Below are 20,683 nucleotides of genomic sequence, written 5' to 3'. Positions count from 1 at the left end.
GATATCAGCCTAGGTTTTGAAGCTCTTGTTGGAGCTTTTTGGTCAATCCGGATACCACCAAATCATAGGAATGGTTGGTCAACTCCACTATCAATTGGGGCGGTAATTGTTCCAAGAACAGGGTGTTCCAGTGCGTTTTGCTCATGTGGTAACCCGGGACGATGTCCCCATCGTAGGTTTCCCGTAACTCTTCGGCCCTTATCGGGTCGCACTTCAAGTTGCACTGTGGCGGAAGGCGATCCAGCGACATCAGCGCAAACATTTTCCCCATGACCTTGAACACCAAGGTGTCCGGACCAAAGGGAAGTTCCTCGGTCACCCCTTTTTTGGCCAAGCAAAGTTCACGGAACGCTTCAATGTCCATGGTCAGATGCCTTCGGAATCGTACACGATGACCTTCTCCCACAAATCCTTACATTCCTCAATAAAGACCAAATGGGGAGGCTCCGTTTGATAGGCCGCTTGGTCTTCCGCAGACTCAAAGCTTAAGATTAAAGAGTACGTAAACGAATCGTCCACCACATCACGGATCGCTTTGGGCGGTTTGCCGATAAAATTGGTCTTGGCGTACTGGGAATTGTCCAAAAACTTCTTCAACGAAGCCTCAAAAGTGGCCCTGTCGGCCTGGCTGTCGGGGTTCTTGAACCAGAAATAGACCACATGGGCAAAGGTGTGGTCAAAAGTTGCTTTGTCGGATTCCTGTGCGTTGCTCATAACTGATATCATCCCTACCAAGAGCAGGGTCAAAATTTTGGTTTTCATTTTTTACTGTTCTATAAATTGTTTTTCCCTATTTGAAATCTCCAAGGCGGAATAATCCAACTTCCACCCGATGGTCTCCACGATCTTTTCCACCAAAAGTACGGCTTGGAGCGCTTCTTTCCTAGCTGTTTCCATCAATCCGCTCTCAGGTATTTTTTCTTTGATATGGAGCTTGGCCTCTTGGTTGAGTTGGGTCAGGTCCGTGGGCGAAAAACTGTTGAAAATCCCGTTCTTGATATCGTAAAATTGGAGGTCGGGCTCAATGGACAAGACTTCGGGCTGCGGAAAATGGTTTAGGATGATCCGTTTGGTCTCGGTGTCCGCCTTTAGGTCCAACTTGCTCAGGTCATACCCAATATGCGCCTTGGCCTTGATCACGATCAGTGCCTTCTTTTTGCTTTTGAACAGGCTCATAAAGCTGCCCTTGGTGTTCTCGTAGTGGTAGATCTCGGCAAAATCGCCTTCCACGGAGACCAGCTTGCACACACTCCTGATCTTGTCCAGCAGTACGGTGGACTGGTGCTCGGTAATTTCCTTCCTCCTTTTTTTACGAAAAAGGGAAAAGAACCAATACATCAATATGGCCCCCAAGATCAGTCCCAGAACGGTATCGAATACTTCACCCATTGTCTTTGCCTATTTCCCCCAAGTGGGTAAACTTAAATCCTTTGTCATATTTTAATCCATAGCCCATGGCCCTGTCCAATGCGGAGTGCGAGAACAGGATCACGCCGACCAACTGGCATAAAGGTATTGAAAAGTAGCTCCCCAAGAGGTATATGATGATCGCCATTCCTTTGTGGTGGAACAAATTGTAGGTAAAGGCCCCTGCCCTATTGCCCAAAAGATAGCCCAACATGCCTATGTCCGGCGCCAAGATCAGGACCAAAAACCACCACCACGCATAGTCCAATTGGTTGAACAGATAAATGCCCAACACGAACATGAGGATTTCCTCCAATTTTAGAACGGTCTTCATTTTTCCTCAATTTTATAGAGTACGGGGCGACTGGGGCTGGCATCGTTTTCAAAAGGGGCCACCTGAAGGTTTAAAAAATAGGTGCCGTCCTTCACTTTGTTCGGCACATAGATCAGTTCCGTGATGGTGGCCTTTTCCCGAGGTTTTCCTTTCATGTTCCAAAAGGCATTATGGCACAAAAGTGCGCCGCCATCCCGTTCCTTGTCCACCGAAGGCAGGTCGATCAGCAAGTGGTCCACCCCTTTTTTCACCAAAAAGTTCACAGCCTCTTCCAGCAGATAGGGCGGATTGGTATCGGAATAATTTCGGGAACGTTTCCCCTTGGTGTTGGGCAGGGTACGGATGACCACCGCCTCCCTTTTTTTGTTGCCCAAGGCGTATTTCAATTGTTTTTCGGAAATGACAAAGTCATCGCCCTCAAGTTCGGGGGCCACGGTGATCACTTCGGCCAAAAAGAAGAACTTTTTTAGTTTTTGGTTGATGGAATGGAACCCTTCGGTGATGTGGCCCAAACATTCCGTGTGGGTCACATGCGAATGCGGATTGAACCATACATCGTTGAAATTGGTGGAGGCCCCTTCCGTGACCTTGCCCACAAATCCATCTTCGGTATGGGGTTCCATTTTGGGTGGCCCCAAGTACCAAGCGTTCACATTTTTGTCGCCACCGTGCAGGGCAATGGAAATGTCAAGGGGTTTGGACAGGTCTATGGTATAGTTTCTGGAATTATGTTTTAGGGTTGCAATCATGTAATTGGACTTGTTGCAGTAATAAACTCATTTCCGTTGAGAAATGCAATATATGCCAGCCAGAACTTTTGAATAAAATCCTGTAACTTCACTTATTGTGCAGGACTTGTGGTCGATATGACGAATCATATCTTTTAACGTTAACTTTTATTATGAAAAAAATTCGAGACTATTCAATTGAACAATTCACAACCTTTTCAGCTGATTTCATGGCTAAAAATATAGGTTTGGAACAGAATATTGAAGAGAATATTATTCTAAAAGCTCATGTCATCAGTGAGTTTACATTAAACTGTTACATTGAATCAATATCTAAATCTGGTAATTTAAATATGTTCAACCAGAACATGACATATTCGAAGAAGATTTTTCTCGCTGAAGAATTCGGAGATTTACCAACTGAAATTATTGAAATCTTAAAAGAATTAAATAAAATCAGAAACGACTATGCTCATAAATTGGTTTTAGAAAGAGAAAATCTAGAAAAATTATATAAGCGAATAATCAAATTGCATGGTAAGAAACACCAAAATATAAATCTTAATAAAAATGATATTATTGAGTATTTTAAGAATGTTTCTTATCTTCTATCTTATACTAATGGGTATATATTTGGAGCTTATATAAAAAACAAAAGCTAACACCGGTGTTTCCCTCATTACTGCTTAAAGATGGGACTACCTAATACTATTCCAACAAAAACAAATCTGCCGCAATCCCATCCGCCAAAAACTTGCCTTGCTTGGTGGTGCGTAAAATACCATCTTCCCAAAAAAGCAATTGCTGATTGATGAATTTTTCCGATTGGTGCTCCAAATAGTTCGCGTAGTCCCGTCCAAATTCCTTGGCAATCTTCTCCTTGGAAACGCCCCAAATGGTTCGGAGGCCCGTCATCACATATTCGTTGTAATGGTCGGTCATGGTCAAGGTTTCCCTTTCACTGGGCAAGACCCCTTGTTGTATCTGTTTGATGTAGATGGAGTTGTTGCGGATGTTCCACGTGCGGGAATGTCCATCGTAGGAATGGGCGGACGGACCAATGCCCAAATATTTCTTGCCCTGCCAATAGGCGGTATTGTTTTGGGAAAAATAGCCCGGTTTCCCAAAGTTGGAGATTTCATAGTTCACAAAACCCTGTTCTTCCAACAAGTCCACCAACATATGGAACTGCTCCTGCGCTTGACCGTCATCCACTTGGGGCACTGTTCCTTTTTGTATCAATTTTTCCAGTGCGGTTTTGGGTTCCACCGTTAAGGCGTAGCTGGAAATATGGGGCAATCCGAAATCCAAGGCTTTTTGGATGTTCGCCTTCCAACGGTCATGGCCCATCCCCGGAATGCCATAGATCAGGTCGATGGTGATGTTATCAAAATGCTTCACGGCTTCCTCAATACAATGTTCGGCCTCTTGGGCATTGTGGGCACGGTTCATCAACCTCAGATCTTCCTCAAAAAAAGATTGGATGCCGATGCTGAGACGGTTGATTGGACTTTTGGATAGTTGGATGATTCGATCACTGGACAAGTCATCCGGATTGGCTTCCAAGGTGATTTCTGGATGGTCCATTACTTTGTAATGGTCATACACGGCTTGGATCAAGCGTTCCAATTCCTTCAAATCCAAAACCGAAGGGGTGCCCCCACCAAAATAAATGGTCTCGACAACCTCATCGCCCAACTCACTTTTACGCAGTTCCATTTCCCTCACCAAGGCATCCACCATCGCATCCTTCTTCTTCATTTGGGTGGAAAAATGAAAATCGCAGTAATGGCAAGCTTGTTTGCAAAAGGGCACGTGAATGTAAACGCCAGCCATATTTTAACGAAGTTTGTCCGGATTCTGTTTGATGAACGCCTCCCAACCTGTATAGCTTTTGCCGAGTTCCACCTTCCCCTCGTTGTAAAAATGACAAACGGCTGCGGCCAGTCCATCGGTGCTGTCCAAGTTTTTGGGCAAAGTTTTCAGTTTCAGTACACTTTGTAGCATTTTGGCCACTTGCTCCTTGCTGGCATTACCATTGCCGGTGATGGACATCTTGATTTTCTTCGGCATGTACTCGGTAATGGGCACCTGTCTGGAGAGCCCGGCCGCCATGGCCACGCCCTGCGCACGGCCCAGTTTCAGCATGGATTGTACGTTTTTCCCATAAAATGGCGCCTCTATGGCAATCTCATCGGGGTGGTAGGTATCGATAAGTTCCAAGGTCCGCTCAAAAATGAGTTTGAGCTTGATATAGGGATCGTCATACTTTTTCAGCATCAGCTCGTTCATCTGCACAAAGTGCATCTGCTTGTTCACCACTTTGATGATGCCAAAACCCATAACGGTCGTTCCGGGGTCTATTCCCAATATGATCTTTTCTGTAGCCAAATTCTAATGGGTGTTTAGTACCAATGGCAGCCTGAACCGAAGGCCCACCGGATTCCCTCTTTTCAGGGCGGGCGCCACGGTGGTCAGGTCGTTCAACCGCTCGGATATCTTGGTGTTGAAATCTGAGATCTCATTGAGCACAGCTGTTTTTTCCTCCACGTTGATTACGGATATGAAACCATGTTCGTCTATCATGAAATCGATGTACACAGTGTCGTTCAGGTCGCTGTCCACTTGGAACTGGAGCCCTGCCAAGGCTTCGGAAAAATAGTCGGCCATCACGTTCTGGAAGCATTCCCGTTGCGCTTCCTTGGTCGCCGTTTCGTCACAGCTATCAAAAAGGGGGTATTGGTCCACATCGTTCCAATCAATGGCCATAAGTTCCTCATTGACCAGTTTTTGGGTCTTGTCCTCCTTGGACTCGAACAGCTCGCAGGAAACGAACAATCCCATAAAAATGATCCACAAAACATACTTTTGCATGGCAGCCCCTATAATTTGGCTGAAATTACAATATTTTGAAGAAATCAGTTGCCCGCGTAGTGTATTTCCTCCTTGATCTCCGATATGCGCTTTTGCACACGCTCGGCTATGAAAGGGACCAAATCGGGGTACATGCCCAATAACCTTTCATAATATCCCAACTTTGTTTTGGTGTCTTTGTAGTACTCGTCCGCCAAGATACAGACTTGGTAATAATTGTATGGATTGTCCTTGTTCTCTTCCCAGGCCTTGGTGTAGAGGTCCAGTGCTGTTTTGGTCTTTCCTTGTATGCGCGCAATGCGGCCAAGGTCGGCATATTCCTTGTCAAAGGACACGGTGCGCTCCTCTATGGATTTTTGGATATAGTATTGGGCACTATCCAATTGTTGTTCCTTTAGGAACACCTCCCCAAGGCCAGAGTAGGCATACGCCAAATACTCTGGAAATTTCTTGAGTTCATGATAGGTTTTTTGGGCCTTTTCCAACTCCAAGTCCCGCAAATAAGAATGGGCCAGCTTATTATAAACAAAAGGCTCCTCCTCTCCAAGTTCCAACAATCTTTCAAAATGGGGAATGGCCATCCCAAACTGTCCGTTGTTGAAAAAGGCCAGTGCTTTCAAATTGATCATGGAAACATCGTCTTCATAAAACCGAAGGCCCATATCCACATATTTGAGCACGGAATCTTTTTCTTTTTTCGATGCAAAAGATCTGGCCAACGAATAGAGGCTCCGCAAATGGGTACTATCTTGTTGAACGGCATTTCTAAAGGCCTCATCTGCCTTTTTTTGGTTGTTCAAGGATTCCCATACCCTGCCCAAGTAATAGTAGTATTCAGGATTTTCCTGTTCTTTGGAGACCAACACATCGACATTGGCCAGCGCCAAGTCGTATTTTTTGGTCTTGAGGAGCAATTTGCCCAATTCGAAACGGGCAATGTCCAAGTTGGGGTCCATGCCCAGCGTTTCCTGGTACTGGACAATGGCCTTATCGTAATTCCCAATGGCGTTGTAGGCCCGGGCTATCTGGAGGGACGATGCCGTGTTGTTCTGCTTCGCATAGGCATTGATGGCCGCAGTATAGTTCCCCAAGGCATACAGACTGTCGGCAACGGGCAAAGCCGATGACTGTGCACCGGCTTGGAATGAAAACAAAATCAAACAGCTATACCAAATGGATTTTATTCCCATCATCTACTCTATTTCCAATGACATTGCTATAGGGTTACTTCGATTGTTTTTGTTGGCAGTCCCTTGTATTGAAAACTCAAAACTTGACCTTCTTCGACCGCAATGGCAAAATTGCCATCAAAATCTGTGACAACGCCTTTTTCAGTGCCTTGGACGGATATGTTCACCCCGGGAAGATTGAATGATTCGCTGTCCGTGACCTTGCCTTTATAATAACTGGAGCCATTGCCCTGATGCAATCCTCCGGCCACTTGTATATAATCTTTGGCTTGGCGCGTTGCATCCGATGTTCCACTCGTTTTTCCAGCCAATTTAAAGGTAATGGGTATGGCAAAAGGAACTTCGACCACCCTGCCTTTTTGTTTTCCAGGTTGCATTTGGGGCAAACGTTCTATGATGCGAACTGCTTCATTCTCCAACAATTCATGTGGTCCCCGTTTGCGAATGTCCGCAATGGTCCCATCCTCCCCGATAGTGAAAATCACACTTACCCGGCCTTGGATGCCCTGCTCTTGGGCCACTTGGGGATACCTGAAATGTTTGCGAATGTGGTCCTGAACTTTTTCTCTAAAACATGCTTTTTTGTCCGCGGCATCCTCACAGCCTGGAAAAACGGGCACTTCTTCCACAACTGCAAAAGGCACTCCTATTCCTCCCTTTTGCGGAGTGGTCACATTTTCCACATTCCCTTGAAGTCGGAAGGTGATAGGGATAGAAAAGGGAACTTTCACATTTCTTCCCTCATGCTTTCCTGGCTCCATTTGAGGCAATCTAGAAATGATCCTTTCTGTTTCTTTTTCCAAAAGTTCATGAGGACCCCTCATTCCAATATCAGTAATTGCCCCATCTGCATCAATGGTGAAGATAGCACTCACCCTCCCTTGGACACCCATTTCTTGGGCCTCTGGGGGATAACGGAAATTCTTACGGATGTGTTCCTGCATCTTTTCTTGAAAACAGGCTTTTCTATCCACAGCATCTTCGCAGCCTGGAAAAATGGGGACTTCGTCCACAACACCAAATGGAATTTCATTTTCGGACTGTAATGATACTCCTTCGCCCATTTCTGTCATGTTATGATCCTTATTTACTTCGCACGAAGTATAAACCAACATCCCCAAAACCAAGGGCAGCAACAATCCATACTTCAACTGCCAAATGGCTTTTGATCTCTTTTTTTGTAACATGACTATTCGTTTTTTGATTAATGATTTATTGAAAAATTGGTTCACAAAACTGATGTGCTGCGTCTTGAACGCTTCGGACAACAACATTTCAAAATGCTCCCTTTTGTTGTCCTTCACCGCATGCGCATCGGCAATGAACTCGTGCAGTTCGGCCACACGGGCCTGATACACATAGACCAAGGGATTGAACCAGAACACAATCCGGGCCAACTCAAAAAAGAGCAGGTCCAAGGTGTGTTTCTGTTTTACATGCACCAGTTCGTGGGCAATGATCTTGGCCTCTTTTTCCTTTTGGATCTCGGCCCCCATAAAAATGTTCCGGAAGAAGGAAAAGGCCAAACTGCTTCTTTGTACGGTGACCTTTACAAAATCGGGGTACCTGACCACCATCCCCTGGCGCTTCAATTTTAAGATCTGCAACAGTTTATACCCAAACCAAAGGGCGGACACGATGCTTCCCACACCCAATACCCAATAATACCATGGCCATGTGTTCCAGAAATTCGATTCAGGTCCCTGTGGGGTCAAGACCACCCCATCCAATTGCGTCAAAAAGACGGTGACACCTCCCAACTCCTGTGGCATGCTGGTCCGTAGCATTTCCAACTTGACCCAGGGCAACACCAACGACAGCAAAAAAGTGGCCAAGAGGTAGCACCTGTTCCATTGGAAAAAGGTTTCTTTCTTTAGAAAGAGGTCGTAGGTCAACAAAAAGACCAACTGAAAGACGAGTGTTTCCAAGATATAGACTATCATTTTTCCTCGTTTTTGATGTTCTTCATGATCTCTTCCAATTCTTTCAGGCTGATGTCGTTCTTCTTCATAAAAAAGGACACCATGCTGGTAAAGGAACCTTGGAAATACCCATCGACCAAAGTGTTCAAACGTTGGTTGCTGTACTCTTCCCTTTTCATCAAAGGAAAGTACACATGGCCCTTCCCTACCTTCTCGTGGGACACAAAACCTTTGTCTTCCAATATCCTGACAATGGTGGAAACCGTATTATAGGCTGGTTTGGGTTCGGACAATTCCTCCAGAATTGCGGCCACATTGGCCTTTTTCAATTCCCAGAGCAATTGCATTACCTCTTCTTCTGCTTTGGTGAGCTGTTTCATTTTCAACTAACTTTTTAGTTCAACACAAAACAAATATAACTAAATATTTAGTTTAAACTAATTTTTTAGTTGAAAAAATGGATAAAAAAATCCGCCAGTGTGGTTTTCTGGCGGATAATTGTTTGACTTCAATTCTACTTTTCACTAAAAATCAGAATGTTGAACCCTAGATACCAGGTCGAGATGCGAGACCTCATTCAGAAACAAATCACCAAAGCATCTCGACTGCGCTCAATGTGACAATTGCCAAAACTGTCAATTCGAGTGAAATTCCGTAGGAATTTTGTATCGAGAATTCGAAGATTCAGCGTAGCTAATCCGTTTTGGCCTTGAAATTCTGATTCTCGATACGATTTTTCCAAAGAAAAATCACTCGAACTGACATTAGTTAAAAAGTAACCGTAACCTTTCCTCTTAAATAGAATGGGGTTCCCGATGTAAAATGGATTTCCTCAAAAGAAGTGGGCTCATTGAACAAACGGCTTTCAGTAGCAAACTGGGTCTCGTTCCATTCCGTATCGAACAGGTTTTCCACAATCAGCCCAAACGTCCAATTCTTCAGACTGTAGTTGAGGGTGGCATCGGTGACCAAATAGCCTTCGGCCACGATGGAGTTGTCCTCATTGGCCGGTCTATCATCAATATACCGATAATTGATACCACCGGAAAAGCCTTGATTGCCATTGCCCAGCGTTATTCCGCCTACCATGGTAAAATCGGGGGCCAAGGGAATATAATCTTCCCCATCGGCCTCCTCAGTGCTCCGGGCATGGGTATAATTGGCATCGGTATAGAGGTAAAGCCAATCCAAAGGTTGGTACCTCGCCCCAACTTCAAGACCCATTCTGCGGGTCTTCCCGCTGGGCTCCACAATGGCCGCATCACCCACATACACAAACTCCTGATCCAAGAACAAGGTCCACAAAGTGGCATTCAACACCAATTTGTCCACAGGTTTGATGATGGTCCCCAAATCCACGCCATAGGCAGCGGGCAGGATATCCTCCCCATTGTTGGCAACCACGACCCGAGTGTCATTGGAGTGAAACCCGATACCCGCTTTCAAGAAGAATTGTGTCTTTTCCGTGGGGCTGTAAATGGTGTTGAACTTGGGACTGAAGGCTACCTTTTCCTCGCTGCTGCTATCGTACAGCTCGCTCATCTTGTTGATGTAATCGAACCGGAAATAGTCCAGACGAACAGCAGGTTCAAAGGTAAATTTTCCTGATTTGAAGGCCGCTCCGGCAAACGCATAGCCGTTCACCTCGTCCACATCGCCATAGGCCATGCGCTCCAGAAGCTCCTGCCGATTCAAGGTGTGGGACAATTGGTTGTCGTCCACATTATCGTACCGGAAACCCATCCCCGCATTGTATTTGAAGTCCAACCCGCCGAGACGGGCCGCATTGTCTTGAAAAACGGTTCTTCCGCCGGCCATCAATCGGTCTTCAAACTGTTTGATCTGATCTCCATTCACCGGGTCTTCCAAGAAAAAGGTAAAATTGGAATAGAGCTCAAAATCGTAATGTGATACAAAGGCCATGGTATTGAGCGATTTGCCCGTACCCAAGTTCTTATTGTGGTTCAGGACGAAATTGGTCCTGCTGGTTTGGCCACCCTCAGTATCGTCAATCGCGCCAAAGCGACCGATCAGTCCTTGGTCCACGGCACGTTGGGGTATTTGGCCGGATGCATCCCATTTGCTGGAAAAATGCGAAGCGGTCAACAAGAACTCCTGATCGCCGGGCAGGGCATATCGGTATCTTCCCAAAATGTTGATGCGATTGAAGTTTTGCGGTGACTCGAACGGACCATCCGTCAAATACAGCTCGGAGGCCAGATACGCATTGCTGTTCTCGCTGTCCATCACATTGAGCATGCCCATAAACCTTCTGGTGCCAAATTGGCCCACTTCGGTGGACAGCATGCTCTTGTCCAAGCTTTTTCTCAGCTTTAGGTCAACATAACCGGCCGTATTGAAATTGCCCTGTTCCGCATAATAAGGTCCTTTTCCAAAGTTGACATTCTCGATGGTCTCCGGAATCACAAAGTGAAGGTCGGCATAGCCCTGCCCGTGGGCATGCGAAACCATGTTCACCGGCATTCCGTCCACACTGATGGCCACGTCGGTCCCATGATCCACATCAAAGCCCCGCAAAAAAATCTGCTCGGCCTTTCCTCCTCCAGCATGTTGTCCAATGATCAGACCTGGCACTTTTCTCAAGATCTCCTGGGAAGATTTCACTGGGTTGGTTTTCACATCCACATCCACTACTCTGCTCAGGGCATCCACTTCGGACACCAAAACCACTTGGTCCAAGGAAATGGAACTTTCTTGGAGCACAATCGTCAATGGATTCTCAAGGTCGGAAGCACTCACCACTCGGGTCACCGTGGCATATCCCAATCGTGAAAAATACAAAGTATCGCTCACCGAGGTCCTGTCCAGCACAAAATGTCCTGTCCCGTCGGTGTGGCTGTGTTGGCCACTGGTCTTGTTGAAAATCCCGGCGTCTTCCAGTGGGGAACCTGCTTCGTCAACCAGTTTTCCCTTGATGTTTTGTGCGGCAGCAATGCCCATGAACAGCATGCACAATGCCGTCATAAAATATTTCATGTCGTTGTATTTAAATTTGATTTGTAAAAGAAAAGCCTCTGTTAGGCACATCAGATAAGCCCACCTGAATGTCATGCCAAACTAGTTTCAGCATACATAATGTGACCCTGAAACAAGTTCAGGGTGACGATTTCAGAACTCATCCGGTAAATCCGCTAAGATTGATTCAGCTACATTGGGGAGGGGGCGTGGTCACGCCTTGGAACCACGAAAAGAAATTATTTGGGCGCACCCAATGGTCATTTGCAATTGGTGTTGGAATGATTTCAAATACCATCCCAGTTTCATCAACGAAGTGTTTGTCCAATTTAAGTTGGACTTCATCCGAGGATTGTTGGTCATCCGGCTGATTGCCCTCCAACAACGCTTTCAACGCTTCAAGGGCTTCGTGGGAATGCCCGGCCATGGCTTCCAAGGATGAGTAGTCCACCGCTTCGTGGTCGGCAAAAAAGCTATGTTGATGCGTTTTGGGGCCCCAGAAGTGCGATACCTCGTGCATTCCTTCCAACAAGAGGCTGTTGAAAATCCCGAAGACATAAAAGGCACAGAGCAGGGCACATGCCATTTGGGCAAACCTTGATGTCCGATATGTTTGGGCCACTTTCAAAAGCTATTGACTATTGGGTCCAAATCTACTCACGAAATTTTAAAGTGACGGGCTATATTTCATTTGTTTGTAACATTTCTCGGCTACATTTGTCTAACAGGAAAAGAAAACCATGGACATCGTCTTGTTGATTTTGGGGTTTGTGCTGATGCTGATAGGCATCTTGGGCAGTTTTTTGCCCGTGTTGCCCGGTCCTCCCTTGAGTTGGGTCGGATTGCTGTTGCTCTATTTGACGAAAGCCGTGCCCGACAACTGGTGGGTACTTGGCATCACCCTGGTGATCGCCCTGACCATCACCGTTTTGGACTATGTGATCCCGGCCATGGGCACCAAACGCTTCGGGGGCAGCAAAGCAGGTATGTGGGGTACCGTTGTAGGCTTGCTCGTCGCCATTTTTGTTCCGATTTTTGGTCCATTCGGAATCATCATTTGGCCCTTTATCGGGGCTTTGGTAGGTGAATTGCTGAACAAGGCCAAACAAAAAACCGCCCTGAAGGCGGCTTTTGGTTCTTTTTTGGGTTTTTTGACAGGCACCTTTATGAAATTGATGCTGACCATCGTCTATGCTATTTTCTACGTGTACATTGCCGTGAAATACGCTGGTGACCTATTCTCCTTTTCTTAGTGGAGCCACTCCACTTTTTCAGCGATGGGTGTTCTTTCGGATGGAATCACCTCACCATCAAAATAGCCCATATAGAAAAAGCCCAAACATTTTTCACCTTCGTTCAGGTCGAAGAATTCTCCCATAAACTTGATGAGTCCGGGCGAAGACCAATAACTGCCAATGCCCAATTCCGTGCAGCACAGCCACATATTTTGCACCGCCATGGCCGTTGCGGCAATTTCTTCCCATTCGGGCAGACTTTCTTTGGGATCCCGCTGCATGCAGATAGCGATCACCGCTGCGGAACGCGCAGGGTTCTCCTGTAATTTATTGATGGTGACCTGTTTTGGCTTGGGGTCCACTTCCTGATATTTTTCGGAAAGGAACACACCCATTTCATCCTTTTTTTGGCCTGTCAGCACCTTAAAACGCCAAGGCTCAGTCTTCTTGTGGGTCGGGGCCCAATTGGCCGCTTCCAAAATTTTTTCCAAATCTTCCTTGGCAATGGGTTTATCGTTGTATTGAACAGGAAAAATGCTCCTTCTTTTCGCTATAAGATCAAAAATCATACTCATAAAATTAGATAGTAAATAATACGTCGGTTCGAGTTTTTCCTTTAGGAAAAGTATCGAGAACCGAATTTGTCTGTAATTCTCGATACTATTTTCTTCGCTTCGCTTAAAAATCAATCGAATTGACAAATTCAAAGGTAGTCTCCAAAAAGATGTCGTCATAATTTCAAGAGCAAATCCATACACTTTTTTAAAGCCGGATTGCGGTTGTCGGCTTTCCATACCATGGACAATACCGCCCTTTGCTTGATTTGTTTCATCTCGATGAACTTTACCTCCATCTGAAAACCATATTGTAATGTGGTGGGGACAATGGCAATCCCCAACTTGTTCTCCACCAACTTAAAAATGGTCTGCGCATGAACCGATTTGTGCGACACTTTCGGTACAAAACCGCTGTCCTCACAAATACTCAACACCGTATCGTAGTACTCAGGGCTATAATCTTGGGAGAAAAGGATAAAATCCTCATGGACCAATTGATCAATACTATCAAAATTGTTCTCATTGATGGGATGGTCCTTGGGCAATACCAATGAAAACGTATCTTCAAAAACAGGTTTTACTTCCAAACCTTTGGGCACTCTCGACATCCGCACAAAACCAAGATCCAACCGATCGGAAAGAATGGCATTGATCTGTGCACGATTGGACAATTCTTCCAAAGTGGTGTGTATCAAGGGGTATTTTTCCTTCAATCCTACCAAAAGTTCAGGGACCACATTTTGCATGGCCGATCCCAAAAATCCAATCCGCACTTCCCCCATATGGCCATGTCCGATCAGTTTCAATTGTTTTTTGGTCTGATCCAGATGGTTCAGGATGAATTCAACTTCCTTTTTCAGAAACTCTCCAGCCGGGGTCAATCGCACCTTCTTTTTATCCCTCACAAAAAGTTGGGTTTCCAAGATTTCCTCCATCTGCTTTATTTGGGTACTCAGTCCCGGCTGCGAAATAAATAGCTTTTCAGCCGCTTTCCGATAGTGCAATTCTTCGGCCACGGCCAAAAAGTAGATGAAATGTCGGAGCTCTATTTGATAATTCATACTTATTAAATAATACAAAAATAAGTATTGGTAATTATCATGTGCAAGCGCTAATTTTATATCAAAAGATATCCCATGTCGCAAATCAAGACATTTCAATATGGTGAAGACCACTTGACCGCAGGTTTGACCCTTGGTCTGGCCGAGGGTACCGTGAAAGGAATTTTATCCGACAGCTGCCTCGCAAAAGTCAATGCCAGTCACCAAAGGGTGCAACGCATTGTGGAAAAAGGCCACATTGTGTACGGCATCAATACGGGATTTGGTCCCTTGTGCAACACCAAAATCTCGAAGGAAGACACCAAAATCCTTCAATCCAATATACTGCAGAGTCATAGTGTTGGTGTGGGTACACCCATTGCCAACCCGTTGGCCAAGATCATGCTGATCCTAAAGATCCATGCTTTGGCCAAAGGCTTTTCGGGCATTGCAGAAACTACTTTGCAACGGATGCTTTGGCATTTGGAACATGATGCGATTCCAATCGTTCCAAGTCAAGGTTCTGTAGGCGCTTCGGGCGATTTGGCGCCATTATCACATTTGTTCCTTCCATTGATTGGATTGGGCAAAGTGGAATACCAAGGAAAGACCATCACTACCCAGGAACTTTTCCAAAAAACCGGATTACAACCATTGGAATTGGGACCCAAAGAAGGACTGGCCTTGATCAACGGCACACAATTCATTGCCGCCCATGGGGTGCTAGTGCTCCATAAACTACAGCATTGCCTAAAACATGCGGATATCATCGGGACCATGATGATCGAGGGACTACAAGGATCTTTGAAACCCTTTCATGAGGAATTGCACCTGCTCCGCCCTTTTAAGGGCAACCAACATGTGGCGGGCAGAATCCGCACCTTGTTGCAAGGTTCTGAAATCTTGGAGGATCACATCGATTGCGAACGGGTACAAGACCCCTACTCCCTTCGTTGCATTCCACAGGTGCACGGAGCATCACGAAATACATGGTTGCATCTAAAGGAATTGTTGGAAATCGAATTGAATTCCGTAACCGACAACCCAGTCATTATCGATGATGAACTCACCATCAGCGGAGGAAATTTTCACGGTCAGCCTTTGGCCATGGCTTTGGATTATGCCGCTTTGGCCGCATCGGAAATCGGAAATATTTCAGACCGTCGCATTTACCTAGCGTTGGAAGGCAATAGTCCAGGAGTTCCCAAATTATTGATGAAGGACACCGGGATCAATTCCGGTTATATGATCCTTCAATACACTACGGCTGCCTTGGCCAGTGAGAACAAAAGCCTTTGTTTCCCTGCCAGTGCGGATAGCATCCCCACATCCTTGGGGCAAGAGGACCATGTGAGCATGGGTTCCATCAGTGGACGAAAAGCATTACAGATCATTGAAAATGTGGAGAAAATATTGGCCATTGAACTGTTGACGGCTGCCCAAGCGTTCGAGTACCGAAAACCTTTAAAATCGGGAATCGTGCTGGACGAAATCCATACTTTTCTAAGAACTAAAGTCGCATTTGCCGAGCACGACAGGGTATTTGCGGATGATATTGAGAAAGGAATCGACATCATCCAAAACCACGAGATCATTGATTTGGTGGACCGTGTGATGGATGAAAAACAACTGAAGTGGGATGCACCACATCTTGATGAATTTGAAACTTACTAATATGAAACCACTTTTAATCGGACCCTTTTCACAATTATTGCCCATGACAGGTTTGCCCTTGAAAGGAGCTTTGAAGGACGATCAATTGCCCATCATTGAAAACGGGGGCATTGTGGTTTCCGAAGGAAAAATTGTGGCCATCGGCATTTTTAATGACTTGAAATCAAACGAAGTCGATATCCATCACATTGAAGGTAAAAATGTATGCCTGCCAGGATTTGTGGACTCCCACACCCATATCTGCTTTGCAGGAAATCGCGCTCGGGATTATGCGTTCAGAAATGCCGGAAAGTCCTATTTGGAAATTGCCAAGGCCGGCGGTGGCATTTGGGACACGGTGACCCAGACCCGAAAAGCCACCCAAGAGGAATTGGTTGCTGGAATCGTTTCCAGAAGTAAAACACACCTTAGGAACGGCATTACCACCCTAGAGGTGAAAAGTGGGTACGGTCTTTCTGTGGATGAAGAGCTGAAAATGCTTCGTGCCATCAAACAGGCCAATGAAAAGGTAGCGGCCACATTGGTTCCGACTTGCTTGGCAGCCCACATGAAACCCAAGGACTGGAACCATCAGACCGAATATCTCGAAGAAATAAGTACGACCCTTTTTCCCATCCTGAAAGCCGAAAATCTGGCCCATCGCATTGATGCCTTTGTGGAGGAAAGTGCCTTTTCCCCTGAAGAGATCAAACCTTATTTCCAAAAAGCGAAGGTCATGGGATTTGACATTACCGTGCATGCCGACCAATTCACTACGGGTGGAAGCGAGGTTGCGGTAGAATTTGGAGCCGTGAGCGCCGACCATTTGGAAGCCAGCACCGAAAAGGAAATACAGCTTTTGGCAAAAAGCGAAACCATCGCCACGACATTGCCCGGTGCTTCGCTTGGTTTGGGTTGTGCCTACACCCCGGCCCGACGGATTTTGGATGCCGGTGGGGCATTGTCCATCGCCAGCGATCATAATCCGGGTTCTGCTCCCATGGGCGACCTATTGACCCAGGCCAGCATTTTGGGCACGTTCGAAAAACTGTCCAACACTGAAGTATTGTCAGGCATCACGTTTAGGTCCGCAGCAGCATTACGTTTGGCAGATAGGGGGAAACTGGAGACCGGGACTTGGGCCGATTTCGTCGTTTTCCCAACGGATAATTACCAAGATATTACCTATTATCAAGGGCAAATGAAACCCAGTGAAGTTTGGAAAAAAGGAGAACCCATCCATCAAAACGATTGATCATGACTGAATTTCAGCGACAAATATTACAGGGGATCCCAGAACAGCTTCCCTCAAAAAAGCCATATCCCAAAAACGGGAACTCTGCACCCAAACGAAAAGACATCCTCTCCAAAGAAGAGAAGAAACTGGCCGTGCAAAACGCGTTGCGTTATTTTCCAAAAGCATGGCATGCGGAACTCGCCCATGAATTCGCCGATGAGCTAAAAATGTATGGTAGGATCTACATGCATCGCTTTAAACCGGAATATAAAATGTATGCCCGGCCTATTTCGGAATATCCTGCCAAAACCCATCAGGCGGCGGCCATCATGCTCATGATCCAGAACAATCTGGACCCAGCCGTGGCTCAACATCCCGAGGAACTCATCACGTATGGAGGCAACGGGGCCGTTTTTCAGAATTGGGCGCAGTACCTGTTGACCATGAAATATTTGGCGACCATGACGGAGGAGCAAACTCTTCACATGTATTCCGGGCATCCGATGGGACTGTTCCCATCATCCAAAGAAGCCCCAAGGGTGGTGGTCACCAACGGCATGATGATTCCCAACTACTCCAAACCAGACGACTGGGAAAAATTCAACGCTTTGGGCGTTACGCAATACGGACAAATGACCGCTGGTTCCTACATGTACATCGGTCCACAAGGTATTGTACACGGAACAGCCATTACCGTGATGAACGCCTTCCGAAAAGTATTGGGCAAGAACGATTCCCCAAAGGGGAAAGTGTTCCTGACCGCTGGATTGGGTGGCATGAGCGGGGCGCAACCCAAAGCGGGAAACATTGCTGGCTGTATTACCGTTTGTGCCGAAGTGAATCCCGAAGCGGCCAAAAAACGACATGAACAAGGTTGGGTGGATGAACTTTTGGTGGACCTTCAATTATTGATGGTCCGTGTAAAAGAGGCCATTGTCAACCAAGAGACCGTATCATTGGCTTACATTGGAAATGTGGTGGATGTTTGGGAACATTTTTATGAAGAGGGCATTTTTGTGCACCTGGGTTCCGATCAGACTTCCTTGCACAATCCTTGGGCCGGAGGGTATTATCCAGTTGGGCTTTCGTTTGACGAAGCGAATGTCTTGATGGTCGAAAATCCCGAAGCGTTTAAGAAAAAAGTACAGGAATCCCTCCGCAGACAGATCAATGCCATCAACAAACACACCGCTAAAGGCACCTACTTTTTTGATTACGGGAATGCCTTTTTGTTGGAAGTTTCCCGTGCCGGTGGCGATGTGATGGCCGAGAACAACATCGATTTTAGATACCCGTCCTATGTGCAGGATATTTTGGGGCCCATGTGTTTTGATTATGGTTTTGGACCTTTCCGATGGGTATGCACTTCTGGCGACCCAAAGGATCTTCAAAAGACCGATGCCATTGCGTTGGAGATTATGAAAGAAATCATGGCTGAGGCCCCGGAGGAAATCCAACAACAGATGCAGGACAACATCAAATGGATATCCGAAGCGGAACAGAACAAATTGGTAGTGGGTTCACAGGCCCGTATCCTTTATGCCGATGCCGAGGGACGAAGCAAGATCGCCGATGCCTTCAATACGGCCATTGCCAAGGGCGAGATCAGTGCTCCCGTGGTTTTGGGTCGGGACCACCACGATGTAAGCGGAACCGATTCTCCCTTTAGGGAGACCAGCAATATTTATGACGGCAGCAAGTTCACGGCGGACATGGCCATCCATAATGTGATCGGCGACAGTTTTAGGGGAGCCACCTGGGTATCCATCCACAATGGCGGCGGCGTAGGTTGGGGTGAAGTCATCAATGGAGGGTTTGGTTTGGTACTTGATGGTTCCAAAGAAGCGTCCGACCGATTGAAAAAGATGTTGTTCTACGATGTGAACAATGGCATTTCCCGAAGAAGTTGGGCCCGCAACAAAGAAGCCTTGTTTGCCATTCAACGAGAAATGGACCGTACTCCAAATTTAAGGGTAACTTTACCAAGTCTAGTGGACCCAAATATACTGGACGACCTTTTTTAAAACAATGAAACACTACGAGCCCCCCAAATCGAATCTCTGGACCGGACGTATTTCCAACAAATGGCTGTACCTCCACGAAAAAGTGCATTGCACCCCCTTGACCGAAATTCCCGAAGCCCAAAAAAAATCCATCACCCTATTGGGCTATGCCTGTGATGAAGGTGTAGGCCGCAATCAAGGTCGGGTCGGGGCCGTGGATGGTCCGGATGCCATCAAAAGTAGTTTTGGAAAGATGCCCAACCATTTGGGGAGCAATGTGCTGTTGCACGATGCGGGATCCATTGTTTGTGTCGAGGGCGATATGGAGTCTGCCCAAAACCAACTTGCCGACGCCGTGGCCACGCTGTTGGAGAGAAAACAATTCCCCATTCTACTGGGTGGCGGACACGACATGGCCTATGGACATTACCGTGGCATCAAAACCTATCTGGATGCAAAAAAAGAAGGCCAGACCATCGGCATCATTAATTTTGACGCGCATTTCGACCTTCGGAAAAATACGGAACAGGCCAATTCGGGCACCCCATTTTATCAGATTGTCCAAGATTGCCAGAAAGAAGGCATCGATTTCAATTACCTCTGTCTGGGCATCCGAAAAGATGCCAACGACCGCCATCTTTTTGAAACGGCGAAGGACCTCAACGTTATTTATGTGATGTGCGAAACGTTTCAGCCTACCTTTTTGCAAGAGATCACTACCTTCATCAATGCCTTTACCAAAAATGTGGACCAGGTGTACGTCACCATCGATTTGGATGGATTTTCATCGGCCTTTGCGCCTGGGGTGAGCGCTGCCTCGCCCATGGGTTTTACCCCACACATTGTTTTGGAATGCCTGAAGACCATTATTGCTTCGGGAAAACTGATCAGTCTGGATATCGCCGAGATGAACCCCAAATATGACATTGATGGGCAAACGGCTAAGCTGGCCGCTTCTTTGGTACACCATGTGGCGCATGCCGTTTCGGGGAGTTGATATTACCTTGAATCGTCATTCTGGGATTTCTCACACTCTCCCGATAATTATCGGTATTCGGTTCGAAATGACAATAAGGAAATCTATAATTTCAGTACAAAACAATAAAAAGAGTAGTTTGTCATTTCGAAATGAGGAACGCAGCGACGATTGAGAAATCTCTTTGTCATTCTGAGCGCAGCGAAGAATCTACACGGTGAACATTCATGACATACAGGTTTGACACGCCCGCCTGCGGCAGGCAGGAATGGCACTAATTCCCATTAATCTACATATGTCGCCTCTCAACCGCTCCTTCGACTGCGCTCAGGATGACAGCTCACCCTGATAACTTTCACAATCCATTTGGAAAAGATTCCGCGCTGCAGCAGAATTTGTTCAACCAACAATTTTGAATTAAGTTCAAGATTGGGTTTCGCAAACAAAAAAAGCCTTCCAAAAGGAAAGCCTTTCATTGGCGAGCATCGGTTTGATGCTTCAACCTGATTCCAATCATCGCGACTGGAATCCAACACAACGTTGCAAAGATA

General features: G+C 46.3%; 21 protein-coding genes. 6 read left to right on the top strand and 15 right to left on the bottom strand.

What is annotated here, in order from left to right; all coding sequences use genetic code 11:
- Positions 1-4 precede the first annotated feature (4 nt).
- Genes SD450_RS06875 through SD450_RS06855 form a run of 5 tightly spaced genes read right to left on the bottom strand, consistent with a single transcriptional unit; the run spans position 5 to position 2,490 of the window.
- Positions 5-364 carry an MmcQ/YjbR family DNA-binding protein gene (locus tag SD450_RS06875; protein WP_318343893.1) on the bottom strand — a complete coding sequence of 120 codons (360 nt, stop codon included), beginning with the start codon at positions 362-364 and terminating at the stop codon, positions 5-7.
- Between the two features lie 2 nt (positions 365-366).
- Entirely contained in the window at positions 367-762 is a 396-nt protein-coding gene (locus SD450_RS06870) for a Dabb family protein (protein ID WP_318343892.1), read from the bottom strand.
- A 3-nt stretch (positions 763-765) separates the two neighbouring features.
- Complete coding sequence (locus tag SD450_RS06865) at positions 766-1,389, bottom strand: DUF4230 domain-containing protein (protein ID WP_318343891.1); 624 nt, start codon at positions 1,387-1,389, stop codon at positions 766-768.
- Positions 1,382-1,741, bottom strand: a complete 360-nt coding sequence (locus tag SD450_RS06860) for a DUF4260 domain-containing protein (RefSeq protein ID WP_318343890.1) — start codon at positions 1,739-1,741, stop codon at positions 1,382-1,384. Before SD450_RS06860 ends, SD450_RS06865 begins: the two co-directional genes overlap by 8 nt.
- Entirely contained in the window at positions 1,738-2,490 is a 753-nt protein-coding gene (locus SD450_RS06855; protein WP_318343889.1) for a cyclase family protein, read from the bottom strand. Before SD450_RS06855 ends, SD450_RS06860 begins: the two co-directional genes overlap by 4 nt.
- 152 nt (positions 2,491-2,642) lie before the next feature.
- On the opposite strand from SD450_RS06855, the gene SD450_RS06850 reads away from it, so the two are divergent.
- Complete coding sequence (locus SD450_RS06850; protein ID WP_318343888.1) at positions 2,643-3,131, top strand: hypothetical protein; 489 nt, start codon at positions 2,643-2,645, stop codon at positions 3,129-3,131.
- Between the two features lie 46 nt (positions 3,132-3,177).
- On the opposite strand, the gene hemW is transcribed toward SD450_RS06850, so the two are convergent.
- The 8 genes from hemW to SD450_RS06810 all read right to left on the bottom strand — a co-directional run bounded on the left by hemW (position 3,178) and on the right by SD450_RS06810 (position 12,053).
- Positions 3,178-4,305: a radical SAM family heme chaperone HemW gene (gene hemW / locus SD450_RS06845; protein ID WP_318343887.1), complete on the bottom strand. Its 1,128-nt coding sequence runs from the start codon at positions 4,303-4,305 to the stop codon at positions 3,178-3,180.
- Between the two features lie 3 nt (positions 4,306-4,308).
- Positions 4,309-4,860: a crossover junction endodeoxyribonuclease RuvC gene (gene ruvC, locus SD450_RS06840; RefSeq protein ID WP_318343886.1), complete on the bottom strand. Its 552-nt coding sequence runs from the start codon at positions 4,858-4,860 to the stop codon at positions 4,309-4,311.
- A 3-nt stretch (positions 4,861-4,863) separates the two neighbouring features.
- Positions 4,864-5,343: a hypothetical protein gene (locus tag SD450_RS06835; protein ID WP_108425009.1), complete on the bottom strand. Its 480-nt coding sequence runs from the start codon at positions 5,341-5,343 to the stop codon at positions 4,864-4,866.
- A 44-nt stretch (positions 5,344-5,387) separates the two neighbouring features.
- Complete coding sequence (locus tag SD450_RS06830) at positions 5,388-6,536, bottom strand: tetratricopeptide repeat protein (RefSeq protein ID WP_318343885.1); 1,149 nt, start codon at positions 6,534-6,536, stop codon at positions 5,388-5,390.
- Between the two features lie 23 nt (positions 6,537-6,559).
- Positions 6,560-8,476 (bottom strand): TonB family protein, encoded by a 1,917-nt coding sequence (locus SD450_RS06825; protein WP_318343884.1) that lies wholly within the window; start codon positions 8,474-8,476, stop codon positions 6,560-6,562.
- Positions 8,473-8,835 (bottom strand): BlaI/MecI/CopY family transcriptional regulator, encoded by a 363-nt coding sequence (locus SD450_RS06820; RefSeq protein WP_318343883.1) that lies wholly within the window; start codon positions 8,833-8,835, stop codon positions 8,473-8,475. Before SD450_RS06820 ends, SD450_RS06825 begins: the two co-directional genes overlap by 4 nt.
- Positions 8,836-9,223: 388 nt before the next feature.
- Complete coding sequence (locus SD450_RS06815) at positions 9,224-11,452, bottom strand: TonB-dependent receptor (RefSeq protein ID WP_318343882.1); 2,229 nt, start codon at positions 11,450-11,452, stop codon at positions 9,224-9,226.
- 166 nt (positions 11,453-11,618) lie between these two features.
- The gene (locus SD450_RS06810) at positions 11,619-12,053 is read right to left on the bottom strand and encodes a hypothetical protein (protein WP_318343881.1); all 435 of its coding nucleotides are present in this window, start codon (positions 12,051-12,053) and stop codon (positions 11,619-11,621) included.
- Between the two features lie 118 nt (positions 12,054-12,171).
- Here SD450_RS06810 and SD450_RS06805 point away from each other — a divergent pair, with 118 nt between their 5' ends.
- Positions 12,172-12,684 carry a DUF456 domain-containing protein gene (locus SD450_RS06805; protein WP_318343880.1) on the top strand — a complete coding sequence of 171 codons (513 nt, stop codon included), beginning with the start codon at positions 12,172-12,174 and terminating at the stop codon, positions 12,682-12,684.
- On the opposite strand, the gene SD450_RS06800 is transcribed toward SD450_RS06805, so the two are convergent.
- Both SD450_RS06800 and SD450_RS06795 read right to left on the bottom strand, forming a co-directional pair.
- Positions 12,681-13,235 carry a nitroreductase family protein gene (locus tag SD450_RS06800; protein ID WP_318343879.1) on the bottom strand — a complete coding sequence of 185 codons (555 nt, stop codon included), beginning with the start codon at positions 13,233-13,235 and terminating at the stop codon, positions 12,681-12,683. The two genes, SD450_RS06805 and SD450_RS06800, sit on opposite strands and share 4 nt — an antisense overlap.
- A 161-nt stretch (positions 13,236-13,396) precedes the next feature.
- Positions 13,397-14,284 carry a LysR family transcriptional regulator gene (locus SD450_RS06795; RefSeq protein WP_318343878.1) on the bottom strand — a complete coding sequence of 296 codons (888 nt, stop codon included), beginning with the start codon at positions 14,282-14,284 and terminating at the stop codon, positions 13,397-13,399.
- A gap of 75 nt (positions 14,285-14,359) precedes the next feature.
- Here SD450_RS06795 and hutH point away from each other — a divergent pair, with 75 nt between their 5' ends.
- From hutH to hutG, 4 genes are read left to right on the top strand one after another with little or no spacing between them, the layout of a single operon-like run.
- Complete coding sequence (gene hutH, locus SD450_RS06790) at positions 14,360-15,937, top strand: histidine ammonia-lyase (protein ID WP_318343877.1); 1,578 nt, start codon at positions 14,360-14,362, stop codon at positions 15,935-15,937.
- Position 15,938: 1 nt separating this feature from the next.
- Positions 15,939-17,171, top strand: coding sequence for an imidazolonepropionase (hutI, locus tag SD450_RS06785; RefSeq protein WP_318343876.1), 1,233 nt, complete (start codon positions 15,939-15,941; stop codon positions 17,169-17,171).
- 2 nt (positions 17,172-17,173) lie between these two features.
- Positions 17,174-19,177, top strand: a complete 2,004-nt coding sequence (locus SD450_RS06780) for a urocanate hydratase (protein ID WP_318343875.1) — start codon at positions 17,174-17,176, stop codon at positions 19,175-19,177.
- A gap of 4 nt (positions 19,178-19,181) precedes the next feature.
- On the top strand, positions 19,182-20,153 hold the full coding sequence (gene hutG / locus SD450_RS06775; RefSeq protein ID WP_318343874.1) for a formimidoylglutamase: 972 nt from the start codon (positions 19,182-19,184) through the stop codon (positions 20,151-20,153).
- Positions 20,154-20,683: the final 530 nt, after the last annotated feature.

Source organism: Flagellimonas baculiformis (assembly GCF_033441575.1).
Lineage (GTDB): Bacteria > Bacteroidota > Bacteroidia > Flavobacteriales > Flavobacteriaceae > Flagellimonas > Flagellimonas baculiformis.
Note: the sequence above shows the minus strand (reverse complement) of the source record. Positions and strands in the feature narration are given on the sequence as shown.